The 18,937-nt window shown below is 67.5% G+C and carries 21 protein-coding genes; 5 read left to right on the forward strand and 16 right to left on the reverse strand.

Features of this window, described 5'->3' with window-relative positions; all coding sequences use genetic code 11:
- Window positions 1-9 precede the first annotated feature (9 nt).
- Both MF407_RS12500 and ligD read left to right on the forward strand, forming a co-directional pair.
- Window positions 10-969, forward strand: coding sequence for a DNA ligase (locus MF407_RS12500; protein ID WP_239702481.1), 960 nt, complete (start codon window positions 10-12; stop codon window positions 967-969).
- Window positions 969-1,877 (forward strand): non-homologous end-joining DNA ligase, encoded by a 909-nt coding sequence (ligD, locus tag MF407_RS12505; protein ID WP_239702482.1) that lies wholly within the window; start codon window positions 969-971, stop codon window positions 1,875-1,877. The genes MF407_RS12500 and ligD overlap by 1 nt, the downstream gene beginning before the upstream one ends.
- Window positions 1,878-1,881: 4 nt before the next feature.
- On the opposite strand, the gene MF407_RS12510 is transcribed toward ligD, so the two are convergent.
- From MF407_RS12510 to MF407_RS12525, 4 genes are all read right to left on the reverse strand, one after another.
- Window positions 1,882-2,205, reverse strand: coding sequence for an Lsr2 family protein (locus MF407_RS12510; RefSeq protein WP_129625179.1), 324 nt, complete (start codon window positions 2,203-2,205; stop codon window positions 1,882-1,884).
- A gap of 101 nt (window positions 2,206-2,306) precedes the next feature.
- Window positions 2,307-2,468 (reverse strand): hypothetical protein, encoded by a 162-nt coding sequence (locus tag MF407_RS12515; RefSeq protein ID WP_168990178.1) that lies wholly within the window; start codon window positions 2,466-2,468, stop codon window positions 2,307-2,309.
- 73 nt (window positions 2,469-2,541) lie between these two features.
- Entirely contained in the window at window positions 2,542-3,423 is an 882-nt protein-coding gene (panC, locus tag MF407_RS12520) for a pantoate--beta-alanine ligase (protein ID WP_239702483.1), read from the reverse strand.
- Entirely contained in the window at window positions 3,420-4,292 is an 873-nt protein-coding gene (locus tag MF407_RS12525; RefSeq protein ID WP_129625177.1) for a Rossmann-like and DUF2520 domain-containing protein, read from the reverse strand. The genes panC and MF407_RS12525 overlap by 4 nt, the downstream gene beginning before the upstream one ends.
- A gap of 54 nt (window positions 4,293-4,346) precedes the next feature.
- On the opposite strand from MF407_RS12525, the gene MF407_RS12530 reads away from it, so the two are divergent.
- Window positions 4,347-5,312: an SAM-dependent methyltransferase gene (locus MF407_RS12530; protein ID WP_239702484.1), complete on the forward strand. Its 966-nt coding sequence runs from the start codon at window positions 4,347-4,349 to the stop codon at window positions 5,310-5,312.
- On the opposite strand, the gene MF407_RS12535 is transcribed toward MF407_RS12530, so the two are convergent.
- On the reverse strand, window positions 5,287-6,222 hold the full coding sequence (locus MF407_RS12535; protein WP_239702485.1) for a hypothetical protein: 936 nt from the start codon (window positions 6,220-6,222) through the stop codon (window positions 5,287-5,289). The genes MF407_RS12530 and MF407_RS12535 overlap by 26 nt on opposite strands.
- A 188-nt stretch (window positions 6,223-6,410) precedes the next feature.
- Here MF407_RS12535 and MF407_RS12540 point away from each other — a divergent pair, with 188 nt between their 5' ends.
- Entirely contained in the window at window positions 6,411-7,514 is a 1,104-nt protein-coding gene (locus MF407_RS12540; protein ID WP_239702913.1) for an NADH-quinone oxidoreductase subunit D, read from the forward strand.
- An 86-nt stretch (window positions 7,515-7,600) separates the two neighbouring features.
- On the opposite strand, the gene MF407_RS12545 is transcribed toward MF407_RS12540, so the two are convergent.
- From MF407_RS12545 to MF407_RS12595, 11 genes are all read right to left on the reverse strand, one after another.
- Entirely contained in the window at window positions 7,601-8,083 is a 483-nt protein-coding gene (locus MF407_RS12545) for a DUF3180 domain-containing protein (RefSeq protein ID WP_239702486.1), read from the reverse strand.
- Window positions 8,083-8,964: a 2-amino-4-hydroxy-6-hydroxymethyldihydropteridine diphosphokinase gene (folK, locus tag MF407_RS12550; protein ID WP_239702487.1), complete on the reverse strand. Its 882-nt coding sequence runs from the start codon at window positions 8,962-8,964 to the stop codon at window positions 8,083-8,085. Before folK ends, MF407_RS12545 begins: the two co-directional genes overlap by 1 nt.
- Complete coding sequence (gene folP / locus MF407_RS12555) at window positions 8,961-9,800, reverse strand: dihydropteroate synthase (RefSeq protein ID WP_168990181.1); 840 nt, start codon at window positions 9,798-9,800, stop codon at window positions 8,961-8,963. Before folP ends, folK begins: the two co-directional genes overlap by 4 nt.
- Entirely contained in the window at window positions 9,797-10,390 is a 594-nt protein-coding gene (gene folE / locus MF407_RS12560) for a GTP cyclohydrolase I FolE (RefSeq protein WP_129625171.1), read from the reverse strand. The genes folP and folE overlap by 4 nt, the downstream gene beginning before the upstream one ends.
- The gene (ftsH, locus tag MF407_RS12565; protein WP_129625170.1) at window positions 10,362-12,377 is read right to left on the reverse strand and encodes an ATP-dependent zinc metalloprotease FtsH; all 2,016 of its coding nucleotides are present in this window, start codon (window positions 12,375-12,377) and stop codon (window positions 10,362-10,364) included. The genes folE and ftsH overlap by 29 nt, the downstream gene beginning before the upstream one ends.
- A 246-nt stretch (window positions 12,378-12,623) precedes the next feature.
- The gene (hpt, locus tag MF407_RS12570) at window positions 12,624-13,175 is read right to left on the reverse strand and encodes a hypoxanthine phosphoribosyltransferase (protein ID WP_141927530.1); all 552 of its coding nucleotides are present in this window, start codon (window positions 13,173-13,175) and stop codon (window positions 12,624-12,626) included.
- Window positions 13,176-13,179: 4 nt separating this feature from the next.
- A complete protein-coding gene (gene tilS, locus MF407_RS12575) occupies window positions 13,180-14,154 on the reverse strand; it encodes a tRNA lysidine(34) synthetase TilS (protein ID WP_129625168.1) in 975 nt (324 codons plus the stop codon).
- A gap of 14 nt (window positions 14,155-14,168) precedes the next feature.
- Window positions 14,169-15,206 (reverse strand): zinc-dependent metalloprotease, encoded by a 1,038-nt coding sequence (locus tag MF407_RS12580; RefSeq protein ID WP_129625167.1) that lies wholly within the window; start codon window positions 15,204-15,206, stop codon window positions 14,169-14,171.
- A gap of 26 nt (window positions 15,207-15,232) precedes the next feature.
- Window positions 15,233-16,636, reverse strand: coding sequence for a D-alanyl-D-alanine carboxypeptidase/D-alanyl-D-alanine-endopeptidase (dacB, locus tag MF407_RS12585; protein ID WP_239702488.1), 1,404 nt, complete (start codon window positions 16,634-16,636; stop codon window positions 15,233-15,235).
- Between the two features lie 55 nt (window positions 16,637-16,691).
- Window positions 16,692-17,210: an MFS transporter gene (locus MF407_RS12590; protein WP_239702489.1), complete on the reverse strand. Its 519-nt coding sequence runs from the start codon at window positions 17,208-17,210 to the stop codon at window positions 16,692-16,694.
- The gene (locus MF407_RS12595; RefSeq protein WP_239702490.1) at window positions 17,210-18,007 is read right to left on the reverse strand and encodes an MFS transporter; all 798 of its coding nucleotides are present in this window, start codon (window positions 18,005-18,007) and stop codon (window positions 17,210-17,212) included. The genes MF407_RS12590 and MF407_RS12595 overlap by 1 nt, the downstream gene beginning before the upstream one ends.
- A 41-nt stretch (window positions 18,008-18,048) precedes the next feature.
- Here MF407_RS12595 and MF407_RS12600 point away from each other — a divergent pair, with 41 nt between their 5' ends.
- Entirely contained in the window at window positions 18,049-18,906 is an 858-nt protein-coding gene (locus tag MF407_RS12600) for an alpha/beta fold hydrolase (protein ID WP_239702491.1), read from the forward strand.
- Window positions 18,907-18,937 lie beyond the last annotated feature (31 nt).

The following is an 18,937-nucleotide window of genomic DNA, read 5'->3' on the forward strand; positions in this document are numbered from 1 at the left end:
GATTGCCCCATGCGCCCCATGCTCGCCACCCCCGCCGAGGTCCTTCCTCGCGGCGACGAGTGGCGACACGAGATCAAGTGGGACGGGATGCGCGCCCTGATCGACGTACGTGATCACCACGTCCGCGTCTTCAGCCGCACCGAACGGGACGTCACGATCGCCTTTCCCGAGTTGGCATCGCCCGCCTCCGGGCTCGCTGATTTCGAGGATCTGCTGCTCGACGCCGAGATCGTCGTCATGCGAGCGGGCCGGCCCTCGTTCGCGGCGCTCGCCGAGCGGTTCAATGTCGTCGACCCGAACACCGCCGACGAACTGGCCTCGACCGCGCCCGTCACCGCCATGGTCTTCGACGTGCTGCGCGTGATGAGGAGCCCGGTCACGGGCCGAACCTGGCGGGAACGACGCGACCTGCTCGACTCCATCGCCCCGACGTCGAAGTGGGTGTCGGTGCCGCCCGAGTTCGCCGACGGCAAGGCCCTGTTGGACGCCACCGCCGACCAGGACATGGAGGGCATCGTCTCCAAACGGATCGGCTCGAAATACTCGCCCGGCCTGCGCAGCGACGACTGGCGCAAGACGGTGCACCGGCGCACCGGCAGTTACGTGATCGTCGGGTGGCGGCGTCAACAGGCCGGGTCTGTTCTCGGATCGGTGCTGCTCGCCGAGCCCACCGAGGTCGGGCTCGCCTATCGCGGACGCGTCGGCTCCGGCCTGGCCGGTCGCAAGGGGGTGACGCTCGCCCGCGACCTGCTCCCGCTGCGTCGTGAGACTCCGCCGGTGGTCACCGGTGTGCCGGACGTCGACGCGCGCGATGCGATCTGGGTCGAGCCGCACCTTGTTGCCGATGTCGAGTTCCACGGCCTTTCCGACGCCGGCCGCTTACGGCAGCCCGCCTGGCGCGGCTTGCGCTCGGATCTGACCGTGGCCGACCTGCAGCTTCATGCGGCTTCCCCGAACGGAGACGAATGATGGCACCGGAGAAACAGACCGTCACGGTCGAGGTGGACGGCCGCAAACTCGGCCTGTCGAATCTGGACAAAGTGCTGTTTCCGGCGACCGAAACGACAAAAGGTGAGGTGTTGCACTATTACGCCACCGTCGCCCCGGTGTTGTTGCCGCAACTCGAGCACCGGCCGTTGACCCGGATCAGATTTCCCGAGGGCGTGGGTGGGATCAGCTTTTTCGAAAAGAATCTGCCCCAAGGTGCACCGGACTGGCTGGGGCGGGTGACCATCGACTCGCGTGGTTCGCGCGGCGGAGATCAGGTGACTTACCCGCTGGTGGAAGATGTGGCCGGGCTCACTTATCTGGCCAATCTGGCCTCCATCGAGTTGCACGTACCGCAGTGGCGGGTCGACGAAAACCTCACCCCCAAGAATCCGGACCGCCTGGTCATCGATCTCGACCCCGGCGCGCCGGCCGGTCTGCACGAATGCGCCGTTCTCGCCCTGGCTGTCCGCGAACGACTGACCGACCTCGGACATGACACCAGTGTTCCGGTCACCTCGGGCAGCAAAGGCCTGCAGTTGTACGCGCCTTTGGATGGTTCCCGTTCGAGCGACGAGGTGCGCGATTCGATGCGCGAGGTGGCGCAGGCGCTCACCAAGGACATGCCCGATCTCGTGGTGTGGAAGATGACGACCAATCTGCGCAAGGGCAAGATCCTGCTGGACTGGTCGCAGAATGTCGCCGCCAAGACGACGGTCTGCCCGTACTCGATGCGCGCGAAGGAGCGTCCCACAGTGGCCGCGCCACGCACGTGGGACGAACTGGAACGAGAAACGCAGCACCCGGGGGTGCTGCGTCAACTCGATTTCGAGGATGTGCTCGAGCGCCTCGACCGCGACGGCGATCTGATGGATGCGATCGAACACTGACCATTCAGTTGTTGGCGGCTGCGTAAGCTTCCTGCACCTCGCGCGAAACACGACCGCGCTCACTGACCTGGAAACCGTTCGCACGACCCCATTCACGAACCTTGTTCAGGTCGTCCTTCACACCGGCAGGGCGTGCACTGCGCGAGGCGCGACCCTTGACCCGACGTGCATTTCCGACCCATTTCGCGAGGTCATCGCGCAACTGGGCCGCATTCGACTGCGAAAGGTCGATCTCGTAGACGACTCCGTCGAGTCCGAACGACACAGTCTCGTCGGCGTCCGCGCCATCGAGGTCGTCGATGAGTTTGATCTGAACCCGCTGCGCCATCATTTCCTCCGTCTGATCGGTCTTCCAGAATTACGGAGACCAATTTAGTCACGAATCAGCGCAGAAAGAAACTCCGGCCAAAAAATGGGCTGCGGTGGTTCTCAGGAATGATCCGACGGCGGCGGACCGACCTGCTGATCGCGCTCCCACTGAGCCTGGGCAATTCGCTCGCGGCGATCGCCCTCGAGGATGTGCTTCATGATCACGTAGAACAGATAGAGCAGCCCGATGGACGGCAGGAGGGTTGCGATGTAGGGCCACACGATCACCAAGGATAGAACGCCGTTCGGCGCACCCCTTCACGCGGCATGACCGACACCCTCACCGAGCGGCCGGTCAGTCGGCGTATTCGACCACCGGGCGCGCGCCGCCGCCGGGGCCGACGACCAGGGGCAGATTGTCGATCAGCCGGGTCGTGCCGACCTTCGCCGCGACCGCGAGCAGGGCGGGGCCGCGGTACCACTCGGGCACCTCTTCCAGCGTCGTCGGGTGCACCAGCACCAGGTAGTCGACGATCGCCAGCGGCTCGCGCACCAGCACGTCGCGGGCCGCGCGACGGATCGCGGCCGGTCCGGTCTGCGCCATGTCGGCACCGGCCTTCAACGCAGCAGAAAGGCTGAGAGCCACCTCTCGATCGGACGGTGACAGATAGGTGTTGCGGCTGCTGAGTGCGAGACCGTCGTCCTCCCGCACCGTCTCGACGGGAACGATGTCGACGGGAAAATCGAGATCGCGCACCATGCGCCGGATCAGCAGCAGCTGCTGCGCGTCCTTCTGGCCGAAGAACGCCTTGTCCGGCCGCACCAGGTGCAGCAGTTTCGCCACGACGGTCAGCACTCCGTCGAAGTGCCCCGGACGCGACGCACCTTCCAGCACAGAACCCAGTGGTCCGGCCGAGACCCGGATTCCCGGCTCCCCCTCGGGGTAGACGACGTCCGGACTCGGAGCGAAGACGATCGGCGCACCGTGTTCACGGCAGATCTCCACGTCGGACTCGAACGTGCGCGGGTACCGCGACAGGTCCTCCCCCTGAGCGAACTGCAGCGGGTTGAGGAAGATCGTGACGATCACATGATCCACCCTGGAGCGCGCCTGCTCGATGAGTTCGGCGTGACCGCTGTGCAGCGCACCCATGGTCATCGTCACCCCGACGGTGCCGGTCAGCTCGCGGCGAGCGTTCGCCAGCTCCTCGCGGGTGCGCGCGATCCTCAGGGTCATCGGTTCTCCTTGGAAAGCAGGTCGGTCATCGGGTCTACTTTTTCGGCCGGCAGGACGCGTCGCGTCGCCGCCCGCTGCGTCGTTGCCAGAGCCATCGCACGATAGGCCATCAGCGCGTCGTCCGTCAGTACGCCGAGATGGGCACGCACTGTTTGAAGGTCACCGCGGGCCACCGGCCCGGTGAGTGCCTTGTCGCCCCGCTCCAGCGCGTTGTCCAGGCTCGCCTCGAGCAACGGGCGCAGGATGCGCGACGGATCGTCGATACCCACCTCCCGCAAGACCTGCTGAGCCTGGGCGACGAGCGTGACCAAGTGGTTCGAGCCGTGGGCGAGGGCCGCGTGATAGCGCGGCCGATCGACCTCGGCGAGATAGAACGGATCGCCCCCGATGTCGACGACCAGTGCCTCGCCGATCAACTGCGCCCCCGGCGATGCCGTGACCGCGAAGGGCGTGCCGGCCAGGCGGGGCAGGTCCTTCGGCCCACCGGTGAACGTCATCGCGGGGTGCATCGCGACGACGTCCCCGCCGGCGTCGAGCACCGCCTGCAGAACCGAGGGGCCGTGAAATCCGCTGGTGTGGACGACCAGTTTCCCACCGGCCCAGGCATTTTCGGCTCCCAATCCGTCCGCGAGTGGGCCGAGCGCGTCGTCCGGGACAGTCATCAGGATCACGTCCGCGCAGGCAACCACCTCGGGGATCGGGACGATCGGCACGCCGGGAAGCATGGCCCCAGCCCGTTCGAGGGAGGCCTCACTGACCGCCGAGACAGCGACGATCCGGTGGCCGGATGCGGCGAGCGCAGCCCCGAGAACAGCACCGACCTTGCCGACGCCGACGAGTCCGATGCGCAGGGCAGGGGGCGAATTCATCACCTGCACGACGTTACCTGTGGGCCGACCCGACCCACCTCGTACGCTGCGCTGGTGCCGAATTCACCGACCACGCGCCCGCTGCGCCAGGCGTGGCACGAGGCGTTGTACGGGGCTGACGGGTTCTACCGGCAACCCGGCGGACCGGCGGCCCACTTCAGCACCTCGGCGCAGGGCCTGCCCGGGGTGGATGAACTCCTCGCCGAGTGCATCATCGCGATCGCCGAAGAGCACCGGCTGGATCACGTGGTCGAAATCGGCTGTGGCAGAGGTGAACTGCTGGCTTTGATTGCTCAGCGGTCGCAGCGCCTTCAGCTGACCGGTGTGGACGTCGTCGATCGTCCGGCCGGACTGCCTGCGTCCGTGGAGTGGGTCCGTTCGCCCGGCGGCGCAAGCCTCCCGGACGAACTGACCGATCTGAGGTCGACATTGGTGCTGGCGCACGAATGGCTGGACGTCGTGCCATGCGAGATCGCCGTGACCACGTGCGACGGCCTTCGCGTTCTGGAGGTCGCGCCCGACGGTGGGTCGCGTCCGGGCCGAGAACTCAGCGACCGGGAGCGTGAGTGGTGCGAACAGCACTGGCCCGACGCGCAAGCAGCCGAGATCGGCACCACGCGCGACGACGCCTACTGCGAACTGCGATCACGGATCGCCGACGGACTGCTGATCTGCGTCGACTACGGGCACACGATCGAGGACCGGCCGACGGACTCGACCTTCACCGGCTACCGGGCCGGCGCCATCTGCGAGCCCCGCTTCGACGGCTCCACCGACCTCACCGCGCACGTGTCGATGGACTCGCTCGGTGTACCGGAACTGTTGCAGCAGAAGGACATCGCCGCGCGATACCTCGTCACTCCCGATCGACCCGATCATGAGCTCGCGCGCATCGATCCGACCAAGTACCTGTTGATGCTGCGCCGACGCTCCGCCTACGCGTCGTTCACCGAGCCTGCAGGACTGGGCGCGTTCTACTGGTCGCTGGAGCGGGTCACTTCTTCGGACGCAACGAGTTGATGATGTCGAGGATGTCCTGGTCGGACATCTTCTCCTTGGTGTCCATCTCACGTGAGATCAACAGCATCACCGATACCCCGCTCCCGGAGAAGGCGACGACCCGGGCCTCGGCCTTCTTCCCCTCGCACCTCTTCGCTTCGGGGTTCGCGACGTCCATCGTCATCAGCGACTCGATCGCAGGCGTCTTCCCGCCGTTCACGGTGATCTGACGCGTTCGGGCCGGGCTGTACTTCAGATATTTCTTCGTCTTCTTGTCGTACGTGATCAGCTTCGCGACGTTCTCGATGACGGACGGGGCGGCTTCCGCCGGGTCGCGGGTGCCGATGTTCACGAAGCCGATGAATCCGGTGGCGGCGGTCTTCGCCGTCGGACAGTGACCCTTGCCGTACTCGGACGGCGCGCTGGCGACCACGCCCTTGTCCTCCTTGTTGTCGGCGAACCACCCCTGCAGGTCACCGGAGTGCTTCGGTGGTTCCCACTTGTCGTTGTCCGGAACGTCATAGGCGGCGTTCGACTTCGAGGTGCCGGCGACGATCTTCCAACCCGGCTTCAGCGCCGGTCCGTACTGCTCGGCGCGAACCTGCTGCAGATCGACAGTCGGCGAACTCGACGTGGTGGTGCTCGTCGTCGACGCCGATGTGGTCGTGGTCTGTGTCGTGGTGGCGGTGGTTGGCGGCGAAGCGCCGCCCTGGACCTGCTCGTCGCCACCGCCGGTCAACGCCCAGATGCCGACTCCACCGAGCGCGAGCGCAGCGACGACTCCTGCGGCGATGAGCGCGTTGCGACCACCGGTGCCTGCTCCACCCGAACTCCGAAGCGTCGGGTCGGTGTCCTGCAGGTACCGCTGGTAATAGCGGTCCTGCGACGGCGGCGGCGTCTGCGGCCCCTGGTCCCCCATCTGATCGTTCACGCCGCCCACGGTACCTTCCGCCACCCTCAGCGAGGCGGCTTGCACGCTGCGCCCGGGTGGGATGAACTGGCCCCATGCCCTCCAGCTCCGACGACGAACGCTTTGCGGGCAACCGGTCGGACACAGGACCACAAAATTCTCCGTCGGTGACCGCGACGGTGGGCGGCACCGGTTTCTCCACCACCGACATGGTGCTCAATATCGGTCCGCAGCACCCCGCGACGCACGGCGTCCTTCGTCTGCGGCTCACCCTCGACGGCGAGCTGATCAAGCACGCCGAACCGGTCATCGGCTACATGCACCGCGGCGCGGAGAAGTTGTTCGAGGTGCGCGACTACCGGCAGATCATGGTGCTGGCGAATCGACACGACTGGCTGTCGGCGTTCAGCAACGAGATCGGTGTCGCCCTCACGGTCGAGCGGATGCTGGGCATGGACGTGCCCCAACGGGCCACCTGGACGCGCACTCTGCTGGCCGAACTCAATCGCGTACTGAACCACCTGATGTTCGCCGGCTCCTACCCACTCGAGCTCGGTGCGATCACCCCGATCTTCTACAGCTTCCGCGAGCGCGAGGAGTTGCAGGCCGTCATGGAGGAGATCTCCGGCGGACGGATGCACTACATGTTCTCCCGCGTCGGTGGCCTGCGCGACGACCTGCCGGCCGGCTGGTTGCAGCGGGTGGACGCGGCGATCGAGGCCGTCCGTCGTCGCCTGCCCGAACTCGAATCGCTGCTGATCGGCAACGAGATCCTGCGCGCCCGCACGCGTGGGATCGGCGTGCTGCCGGCTCGCACCGCGAAGGCGTACGGAGTCAGCGGACCGATCGCACGAGCCAGCGGGCTCGACGTCGATCTGCGTCGCGACCAGCCCTACCTTGCCTACGGTGAATTGTTCGGGCCCGGCGGCCCCGGACGCGTGGTGACCCGCACCGCCGGCGACTGCGAGGCACGCCTGGAAGTGCTCCTGGAGCAGATCCATGTCAGCCTCGACCTGGCCGAAGCCTGCGTGGAGCGGTTGCGCTCGATGCCGGCCGGACCGGTCAACGTCAAGCTGCCGAAGGTGCTGAAGGTGCCCGAGGGCACCGACTACTTCGCGACCGAGAACCCGTTGGGGTTCAACGGCTACTACCTCGTCTCCCGCGGTGACAAGACGCCATGGCGCCTGAAGCTCCGGTCGGCATCGTTCAACAATGTGGCCGTCCTGAGTGAAGTGCTCGAGGAGACCCTGGTCGCCGACATGGTCGCGATCCTGGGATCGATGTTCTTCGTCGTCGGCGACATCGACCGCTGATTACGGGAAGGGATTTTCCTCACCGGCAGGGAAATTCTCCTGCTCACGGAACAATTCTCCCTCGATCTGTCCGCGCACGGACGGCCTCACGCGGGAGTGGCGTCGCCCTTCGGCTTCTTGTCGTCGTCGTCCTCGTCGATGCGGCACCACTGCTGCACCACGAAGCCGATGATCGCCAGACCGACGGACGCGAGAGCCGAGGCCGCCGCGACGATCGCGATGCCGCGCAGACGGTCGGAGTCGAGGTTGTGCAATGCCGCCGCTGCATGACCCGCATACCAACCGGCAAGCACGCCGCCGACGAGGGCGGACGCCTGTGCGGCGACCAACGTCCGACGGGCCACCTGGGGCGCAGGCATCCGGCGCGCGGTGTGCCGGCGGTACGAGCGGATCTGCCAACCGCCGGCGACGACCAGCCCGCCCATCAGCGCAATGACCGCGACAGTGAACCAACTGATCTGCGGGATCGTGTTGCCCTGCGTGCTCCAGAAGCGCAGGAAACCGTAGGACAGCACGAAAGCGATGACGCCGGCGATCACCGGGTGTCGTACCTGGACACCGTCCTGCATCAGTCGTTCACCGCCCGGACTCCGGTGATGTCGACCTCGGCGGCGAGATCGCTGACCGCGCGGACGCCGTCCGCGGTGCGCAACCGGGCACCCGGGTCGAGGTTCGCCCAGGGCACCAACACGAAACCGCGCTCGCAGGCTCGCGGGTGCGGGAGGGTCAGCTCGTCGGTGTCACTGCTCAGATCGGAGCCGTCGGACGGGTCGCCGACCTGAATCAGATCGAGGTCGAGCGTCCTTGCCCCCCAACGGACTTCGCGGGTGCGGTGGTGCCAGCGCTCGATCTGGTGCAGCCGGTCGAGCAGCGTCTGCGGCGCCAGGCGCGAGCGGCCCAGGATGACGGTGTTGAGGTAGTCGGGCTGGTCAGGTCCGCCGACCGGGTCGGTCTCGACGAGTGGCGCGACCGCGACGACGGTGAGTCCGTCGGTCTCGTCCAGCGCGCGGATCGCGGCCTCCAGCGTGGCCTGCCGGTCGCCGAGGTTGGCGCCTGCTGCGATGACGACAGGGCGGTCGTGCTCGCGGTGCACGGTGACCGCGGGCCCACCCAACCGGGCGTCGTGGAACGGGACGCCGGCAGGAGCCTGCGGCTTGCGAATGGTCACGGTGGCGGACTCGACCCCGGGAAAGGAAAGCGTGGACGCGGCGATGCGCTCGGCCAGAGTCTCGATGAGATCGACCGGTTCGCCGCGCAGGACGGCCTCGGCCGCCTGGGCGACGTCGGCGTAGCTGACCGACCTGGTGAGGTCATCGGACTCGCCGGCCCGGCGGACGTCGATGCCGAACGTGATGTCGGCGAGGAAACGCTGCGGCTCGACCTTCTCGCTCGCAAGCACGCCGTGGCAGGTGGTGACCTCGAGGCCGGTGATCGTGATCGTGTCGCTCATCGCGCCGCCCGCAGCGAGCCGACGACGTCGCAGGCCGCCCTGGTGGAGCGCACCTCGTGCACGCGGATCGCCCAGACCCCGGCCTGGGCCAGCACCACGCTGACCGCAGCCGTCGCGGCATCACGCCGGTCGGCGGGCAACGGCGAACCGTCCACCGATCCGACCGGACCGAGGAAGGACTTACGGGAGGCCCCGACCAACAATTCGTGACCGAGTTCCATGAAGCGCGGCGTGGCACGCAACACCGCCCAGTTCTGAGCGGCTGTCTTGGCGAAACCCAGGCCCGGGTCGAGCACCAACAGCTCAGGACGGATCCCGCTGTCCAACAGTGCGTCCCGGCGCTCGCTCAGCTCACGCAGGACGTCCTCGACCACATCGTCGTACTGCGTGCGGGTCTGCATGTCGTGACTGTGACCGCGCCAGTGCATGGCGACGTACGCCGCCCCGACCTCGGCAACCATGGTCGCCATTTCCGGGTCGGCCAGGCCCCCGCTGACGTCATTCACGATCGCCGCTCCGGCCTCGACGCACGCGTGCGCCACGGATGCGCGCATCGTGTCGACCGAGATCGGCACGTCGGCAGCAAGAGCCTCGACCACCGGCAGCACGCGGGCCTGTTCATCCTGGGCGGACGGTCGTTCGGCACCTGGACGGGTCGACTCGCCACCGACGTCCAGGATGTCGGCACCCTGGGCGATGAGGTCGCGACCGTGCGCGATCGCGGCTTCGTGGTCGAACCAGCGTCCGCCGTCGGAGAACGAATCGGGGGTCACGTTGACCACGCCCATGACCAACGGGCGGTCGGCGGGCCGCTTCGGCAACGACCGGGCGGTCATCGGTGGGAGGAAGCCTTCATCAGGCTCATCGCCTCGGACCGGGTCGCCGGGTCACGCAGCACGCCTCGCACCGCGGAGGTGATCGTCGTGGCGCCGGGCTTACGCACGCCGCGCATCGACATGCACAGGTGCTCGCATTCCAAGACCACCAGCACGCCCTGGGCATCCAGGTGGGTGATGATCGCGTCGGCGATCTGCGTGGTCAGCCGCTCCTGCACCTGCGGACGCTTGGCGAACACATCGACCAGGCGGGCGATCTTCGACAGCCCGGTCACTCGTCCGTCCTTGGCCGGGATGTATCCGACGTGTGCGACGCCGTGGAAGGGCACCAGGTGGTGCTCGCAGGTGCTGTAGAGCTCGATGTCCTTGACGATGATCAGCTCGTCGTGATCGATCTCGAAGGTGCGCGAGAGCACCTCGGCGGGATCCTGATCCAGGCCGGAGAACACTTCCTCGAACGACTTGGCGACCCGCATCGGGGTGTCGACCAGGCCGTCGCGGTCGGGGTCCTCCCCGACCGCGATCAGCAGTTCACGCACCGCCGCGGCGGCGCGATCACGATCAAATGCCCGGCGGGTCAATGCGTCCACCGTCCGGCACCTCGACGATTGCCTCCACCGGACGCTCCTCGTCCTTGTCGAGGTCGACGCCCTGGGCCAGCGCACGCTTCTCGGCCTCGGTCATGACCGGCGGGCGGTCGCTGACGAACCGGCGGTCGCTGGACAGCCACACCTGACGCTTCGGACGCTTGTGCACGTTCTTGAAGATCTCGGCGAGCTGCTCGGCGTTCAGCGTCTCCTTCTCCAGGAGTTCGAGCACGAGGGCGTCGAGGATGTCGCGGTTGTCGTTGATCGCGTGCCACGCCTCGTCGTGCGCGGCCTCGATGAAGCGGCGCACCTCGTCGTCGACGACGCTCGCGAGCGCCTCGGAGTAGTCGCGCTCGTGGCCCATGTCGCGCCCGAGGAAGACCTCGGAGTTACCGGAGCCGAGCTTGACCGCGCCGACGCGCTCGCTCATGCCGAACTGCGTGACCATCTGGCGCGCCATACCGGTCGCCTTTTCGATGTCGTTGGACGCACCCGTGGACGGGTCGTGGAACACGACCTCCTCGGCCACACGTCCGCCGAGCGCGTACGCCAGCTGGTCGAGCAACTCGTTACGGGTGGTGGAGTACTTGTCGTCGATCGGCAGCACCATCGTGTACCCGAGAGCGCGGCCGCGCGGCAGGATCGTGATCTTGCTGACCGGCGCGGTGTGGTTCATCGCCGCGGCGACGAGCGCGTGACCACCCTCGTGGTACGCGGTGATCTTGCGTTCCTTGGCGCTCATCGCACGGGTCTTCTTCTGCGGGCCTGCCATGACGCGGTCGATCGCCTCGTCGAGCGCACGGTTGTCGATGATCTGCGCGTTGCTGCGGGCGGTCAGCAGCGCCGCCTCGTTCAGCACGTTGGCGAGGTCGGCACCGGAGAAGCCCGGGGTGCGACGGGCGACGGCGAGCAGGTCGACGTCGTTCGCCATCGGCTTGCCCTTGGCGTGCACTTGCAGGATGTGATGACGGCCGGCCATGTCGGGCGCCTCGACCGCGATCTGACGGTCGAAACGTCCCGGACGCAGCAGCGCCGGGTCGAGGATGTCGGGACGGTTGGTCGCCGCGATCAGGATGACATTGGTCTTGACGTCGAAGCCGTCCATCTCGACCAGCAACTGGTTGAGGGTCTGCTCGCGCTCGTCGTGGCCACCGCCCAGACCGGCACCACGGTGGCGGCCGACGGCGTCGATCTCGTCGACGAAGATGATCGCCGGGGCGTTCTCCTTGGCCTGGTTGAACAGGTCGCGGACGCGAGAGGCACCCACACCGACGAACATCTCGACGAAGTCGGAACCGGAGATCGAGTAGAACGGGACGCCGGCCTCGCCGGCAACGGCGCGGGCCAGCAGGGTCTTACCGGTACCGGGCGGGCCGTAGAGCAGCACGCCCTTCGGGATCTTCGCGCCGACGTCCAGGAACTTCTTCGGTGACTCCAGGAACTCCTTGATCTCGTGGAGTTCCTCGACCGCCTCATCGGCGCCGGCGACGTCGGAGAAGGTGACGGTCGGCATGTCCTTGGTGGCGAGCTTTGCCTTCGACTTGCCGAACTGCATGACGCGCGAACCGCCGCCCTGCATCTGGCTCAGGATGAACCAGAAGACACCGAGCACCAGCAGCAGCGGCAGGATCGTGAACAGCAACGACACGAAGACGTTCTGCCGGGCCGGGTCGTCGGTGAAGCCCTTCGCCGGCGGGTTCTTCTCCAGCAGCTGGACGATGTGGTTGCCGCGGGCTGTGACGTAATCGGCCTGGACCTTCTTGGCGTCCTTGGCCTCACCACCGGTGTACGCCGTCTTCAGCGTCAGGTTGATGCTGTCGGGCGTGAGCTTGGCCGACTCCACCTGCTTGTTGGCGATGAGCTTCTGGGCTTCTGAGGTGTCGATCTTCTGGTAGCCACCGGCATTGCCGACGGAGAACCAGATGAACGCACCCGCGATGACGAGGGCGATCAGCAGCCAGGGGCCGCGGACGAGACGCTTCGATTTCATGTACGTGCGGGGTGGTCGCCCCGTGCCTCCTGCTCACTGTGCATTACCAGCTGACCGACAGCCGACTCGCTGACCGACGCTACATCGTGGTGGACCGGCGCAAACCGATCGGTCCATCCTCCCAGCCCCAACGGACCAGGGACGAATTGTGTTCCGGCTACCTCACATCGGTGGTCGAGTAGCGAGGGAGGTTACCGACCGAGCGCGATCGAGACCACGCCGAGGACAGGGCTGAGCCTGCGAAGCCTACGAGTACATGTGCGGCGCGAGCACGCCGATGTCGCGCAAGTTGCGGTACTTCTCGTCGAAGTCCAGGCCGTAACCGACGACGAACTCGTTGGGGATCTCGAAGCCGACGTACTTGCAATCGATCTCGACCTTGGCGGCCTCGGGCTTGCGCAGCAGGGTGCAGATCTCCAGCGAAGCCGGGTTGCGGGACAGCAGGTTGCTGCGGATCCAGTTCAGGGTCAGCCCAGAGTCGATGATGTCCTCGACGATCAGCACGTGCCGGTTCGAGATGTCGGTGTCGAGGTCCTTCAGGATGCGGACGACGCCGGAGGACTTGGTGCCCGAGCCATACGACGACACAGCCATCCAGTCCATGGTCACGGTGCCGGGCAGCGCACGCATGAGGTCGGCCATCACCAACACCGCGCCCTTCAGGACGCCGACCAGCAGCACTTCCTTGTCGTGGTAGTCGGCCCAGATCTCCTTGCCGAGCTCCTCGAGCCGGGCGTGGATCTGCTCCTGCGTGTACAGGACGTGGTCGAGGTCGTCACCGAGGTGCGCGGAATCCATGGGCCTATTCAACCTGACCGCTGGGCTCGACGTGGATCTGCCCGGTGCCTCGTCGCACCCGAAGCCGTCCGGGGACGTCCACGGGTCCTTGCCCGCGCCAACCGGTGAGCAGGGTCTCCAGGGACGCCACGTGTGTCGAGGACAGGTCGGCGATGACCGCGCCCTGCGCCGCAAGCGCTCCGCGCCACCACCGGGTGCGAATCGCGATCGGGACGCCCGTCAACTCCTCCACCGGCCACGGCGCACCACCCAGGCGGTCCTGCAGCGCTGCTGTTTCGGCGTCGAGGTGGTCGGCGTCCTGGCGGGCGAGGTCGGCCGTGCGGGCAAGACCCTTGATCAATCCCGGACCGAGATCACCTTCGAGATGGGCGAGCGCGCGACGCACACGCACCCGGGAAAAGCGTGGGTCGTCGTTGTGCGGGTCGTCCCAGAACACCAATCCCTCGGCCGCGCACGCCTGCCGGGTCTGCTGTCGGCTGATGCGCAGCAGCGGTCGGACGAGGCCGTGCCCGGCCGGTGCCATCGCCGCGATGGACCGGAGCCCGGACCCCCGCACGAGCCCGAGCAGCACGCTCTCCGCCTGGTCGTCCTGGGTGTGGCCGAGCAGGATTGCGTCCGCTTCCGTCCGCCCCGCGGCTTCTCGAAGCGCCGCGTACCGTGCTGCGCGGGCTGCCGCCTCCGGACCGTCCTTGCTGTCGGCGACCTCGACCGCGACCACCTGCGCGGACAGTCCGAGGCGGCGGACGCGTTCGGCCGCGTCCTGCGCGATCTGTGCCGAGCCGTCCTGGAGCCCGTGATCGACGACCATCGCCAGCGCTTCTGCATCCAGCTTGGGTGCCTCGAAGGCGACGGCGGCAGCCAGGGCCGTGGAGTCTGCGCCGCCCGAGCACCCGAGGATCACCCGGCGTAACCCGTTGTCCCGCAGCGCGGTCCGCACGGCCAACCGGATGGCGGCGACCGCGGGGTCAGGCCCGGGCACCGCTGACCGACCACTCAGCCATGGACGCGGGCGAGCCAGCGTTCGGGCTCGGTGATCTCCACGGCGGTCGGGAGGGTCTCCGGTGAGGTCCAGACCTCGTTGAGTCCGTCGACACCGACCTTGTCGATCACCGCGCGGCAGAAGACGGCGCCGTCGCGGTACTGCCGCATCTTGGCCTCGAGCCCGAGCAATCGGCGCAACAACCGGTCGACCGAGCCGGCACCCTTGCGCCGCTGGTCGAACTTGCGCCGGATCTCCTCGACGCTGGGCACGACCTGAGGGCCGACGTCGTCCATCACGACATCGGCGTGGCCCTCCAGCAGCGACATGACGGCGGTCAGCGCAGCGACCCGTTCGCGCTGCTCGGGCGTGACGAACACGTCGGCGAGCCCGCTGCCGCCCTCCTTGAGCGCGGCCGGCAACCGAGAGCTGATCTCCTTCAGCTTCTGCGGCACGGCCTCGGGGTCGGGCACCAGGTCGACCATCAGTGACCTCGAACTGTCGATCATGTGATCACGCAGCCATGGGACGGCAGTGAACTGCACTCGGTGGGTCTCCTCGTGCAGGCACACCCACAGCCGGAAGTCGTGGCTGTCTACGTTCAGTTCTCGTTCTGCCGCAACGATGTTGGGAGCCACGAGCAGCAGGCTCGGCTGTCCACCGGGGGCGAGGTCGTACTGGCCCAGCACCTTCGACGAGACGAATCCGAGCAACCCGCCGGCCTCGGTGCCGGAGACCTTGGACGTCACGGCCCGGGTGGCCCGGCCGCCGGCCCGCTTGGCCAGCAGTTTGTCCATCACCGGGTCGGTCAGCGATGCGAACGAGTTGACGTTGACGTCGATCCAGGTGCCCCGGTCCACGACGTGCACCGGCGAGTGCGGATGACCGGCGGTGTCGAGGCGAGCAGTGGAAGCGACCGGCTCGTAGGCGCGTTCTGCCGCGATTCGAAGATCCTCGGTGACGGCGTGCGCCTCCCCCAGACTCACGGTCGGGCCGTCAACGGCCACGCGTCGTCCGATGCGGCGGGCGACGGTCCAATCCACGTACGACATGTCAGCCAACCTAAGCGACGGTTCGGTCAGAGCTTCGCGAGCGCCGCGACGGTGTTGTCGATCGCGGCGCGGACGCCCCACGCGCCGGCCCCGTTCATCGGGCCGTTGCTGATGATCGCGAAGACGAGAAGGCGTCCGGAATCGGTGACGACCGTGCCGGCGAGTGAGCTGACGTCGGGCAGGCTGCCGGTCTTGGCCCGCACCTCACCGGCGGCCCACTTGTCGGAGTCGAGGGAGTAGCGGTCGTGCAGGGTGCCGTTCCAGGCAGCGACCGACTCGCGGGCGAGCACTTCCTGAAAGGGCTTGCTCCTTCCGGTCGTGCCGGCAACGAGCAGGTCGCTCAACAGCTTCGCCGGGATCGTGGTGCCGTCGGACAGTCCGCTGACATCGGCGAGCTTCACGCCGGTGGTGTCGAACCCGTCCTTCTCGAGCAGAGAACTCACCCATGTCGTGACAGAGTCACTGGGTACGCCCTGACCGAACGCAGCTGCGCGCGTGAGGGATTCGATCATCGCGTTGTCGCTGTCACGCATCGCTTGACCGAGCACGTCGATCAACGGGGCACTCTGCACCGACCCAAGTACGGGGACTCCGGCTGCGGACTTGACCTCGCCGCCGGCGACCGCGGTGATGCCGCGCTTGCCGAGTTCGGAGACCAACGCGTTCAACACCGACCTGTTCGGGTCGGCTGCGGCAGGCTTCGGGGGCTGTGAGCGCTCGGTGGACAGGCCGAGTTGCGCGATCCGGGCCGAGAATCCCATCCCGAGGTAGTCGGGGTGCCAGGTCCTCACCGCGTCCGGACCGGGTGCGTAGGTGGTGGTGTCGAGGCCGACGGTCACCGAGGTGCGACCCTGCTTCTTCAGCCCGGTCGCGACCTGTGCGGCGAGATCGGCGACGCCGGCGTGACCGACGATCTGGTTCGGATCACCCTTGCCCGGCGCGAGGACCGTGTCTCCGCCGGCAACGAGCACGGGCTGTCCGCCGTCGTCGACCACCTTCGTGGTGAACGGCTTGTTCAGGTCCATGGTCGTGGCGACAGCCCAGGCCGCGAGCAGTTTCGTGGTCGATGCCGGGATGAGGGCGCGCGCGCCGCCTTGGTCGAAGAGGGTCGCGCCGGTCGCCGCGTCGCGTACGACGACCGAGGTGTCCTTCAGGTAGCTCTTGGACGCGAGCGGTCCCTTCAACGCAGCGGCCACCTGCGGGGCGCTCAACGGTTGCCCGGACGCGACGGGCACTGCGGGCGGCGCGGACGGCGGTTTCGGAGCCGGGTACGACGGCGCCGGGGTGGCCTGCGAGGGCAATGGCACGGGTGAAGGGCTGGTGCTGTCGAGGGTGAGGATGCCGGGAACCTTGTCGTGAACGTCCAGCACGCCGTAACCGCCGACAGCCAGCAGAACGACGGCGCCACCGGCCAACACTCGTTTCAGCACTGCTTCCCTTCCGCACGCTCGTACGTCAGGTGCGAGCGTAACGGCGGCGGGCTGGTCAGCCGTGCCGCTTGGAGATCCGGCGACGCAGGTGCTCCATCTCGGGGTTGGTGTCGATCTCCGCCCGGGCCAGACGACGCAGCCGCACGATCTGCACGATGCCGATCGTCCAGACGATGTACTGGACGCACCACGCCGCTCGGAAGCTGTTGTTGGTCCAGGTCGCAGGCCCACCCGGGGAGACACGGTCGAGCACCACGCCGATCAGGACGACGGTGCACAGGGATGCGGTGAACCCACCGACGTTGACGATGCCGGTGGCCGAGCCGATGCGGTCCGGCGGGTTGAAGGTGCGGGCGAGGTCGAAGCCGACCATCGATCCGGGTCCGCCGATCGACATCATGATGCCGAGCAGCACGATCAGCGGGGTCGGCGGCCGTCCAGGCCACAGCAGCACGACCGTCCACGTCGCCACGATGGCGAGGACGAGGCCGAGCACGAGCGTCGATCGCGAATACGGGAAGCGGACGGTGAACCCGCCGATGAACGGCGAGACCATGATCCCGGTGATCACCATCAGCGTGAGCAGGGCACTCGCCTCCCCGAGGACATCCCCAATCCGACGGTCAGGTACGGGAATCCCCAGATCATCGCAAAGACCGTCGCGCTGAACTGGGCGGTGAAATGGCACCACAGGCCGAGCTGGGTACCCGGCGTCCGCCAGGCCGAACGCAACGCGCGTCCGACAGCGCGCATGCGCAGCTTCGTGCGATTCGGGTCGAGGTAGGGGGTGTCGCGGACGACCAGCAGCATGACGATCGCGACGACAACACCGGAACCGGACGCGATCAGGAACGATCGCTGCCAGCCGTACGTGTGCAGGGCGGCCGACAACGGACCCGCGGCAAGGATCGAGCCGACCTGTCCGGCCCATCCGGTCGCCTGGGTGACCATCGCGGACCGCGCCGGCGGAAACCACAGCGCGACCAGTCGCAGCACGGACACGAACACCATCGCGTCCCCCATGCCCACGAACACCCGCGCGAGCACGCCGGCTCCGAACGTGTGGGCGAACGCGAACCCGGCCTGTGCGAGGGTCATCATCGCCAGACCGGTGGTCAGCAGGGCGCGCGAGCCGAAGCGGTCGAGCATCGCTCCGACCGGCACCTGCATCGCGGCGTAGACCAGCAGCTGCACCATGGTGAAAGCGGCCAGCTGCGCCGAGGTGATGTGGAAGCGTTCGGCAGCGAGCACCCCCGCGACGCCGAGCGAGGCCCGGTGGAAGACGGCGAGCACGTAGACCAGCAGCGCTGCGCCCCAGACGAACCAGGCCCGTCGTCCGCCGAGTGGATACGCAACCGGCGCCGTGCTCACTTCGTCCTCCTTTGTGGGTTCGACGTGTCAGGCTCGTCCCCATGAAGAATTTCGCGCGTGACGGACTGGTCTTCGACGTGACCGACAGCGGCCCCCGCGACGGTGAGGTGGTCGTTCTGCTGCACGGCTTCCCACAGGATGGCACCGCATGGACGGGTGTGTCAGGTCGTCTCAACGACGCCGGGCTGCGCACACTTGCCCCCGACCAGCGTGGCTACTCCCCCGGCGCCACGCCGAAGGGTCGGGCGGCGTACGACATCCGTGAGTTGATCGGCGACATCGCGGCACTGGTCGAGGCGAGCGGCGCCGAGAAGGTGCACCTGGTCGGGCACGACTGGGGAGGCGCGGTCGCGTGGTCGATGGCGGCGCACCGGCCCGACCTGGTCTCGACGGTGACCGTGTTGTCGACGCCGCACCCGGCTGCGATGGCCTGGGCACTGCAGCACGGCGGGCAGTGGCGCAAGAGCTGGTACATGGCAGCGTTCCAGGTGCCTTTCCTGCCCGAACTGCAGATGTCGCGCGGGATGCGAAAGATGTTCTCCCGCACCGGACTTCCCGACTCGTACGCGGATCGCTACGTGGCTCGCTTCAGCACCCGCGAGTCGTTGCACGGACCGCTGGGTTGGTACCGCTCTTTGTCCAGCCGCGCCTCCTTGGTCGCGAACGCCAAGCCCGGACGCAAGAAGTCGGACGGCGGCGGCGCAAAGCACGTGTCGATCCCGGCGACCTACATCTGGGGCAGCAAGGACTTCGCACTCGGCCGTGCGGCGGCGGAGAAGACCGAGGAATTCTGCGACGGGCCGTACCACTTCATCGAGTTGCCGGCCGGGCACTGGTTGCCCGAGACCCGCACGGACGACGTCGCCGAGGCGATCATCGAGCGCGTCAACGCTGACTGAGCCGCGCTACAGATTCCGCTGGCTGAGCCGA

It is taken from the genome of Yimella sp. NH-Cas1, assembly GCF_022359705.1.
GTDB classification, from domain to species: Bacteria; Actinomycetota; Actinomycetes; order Actinomycetales; family Dermatophilaceae; genus Yimella; species Yimella lutea.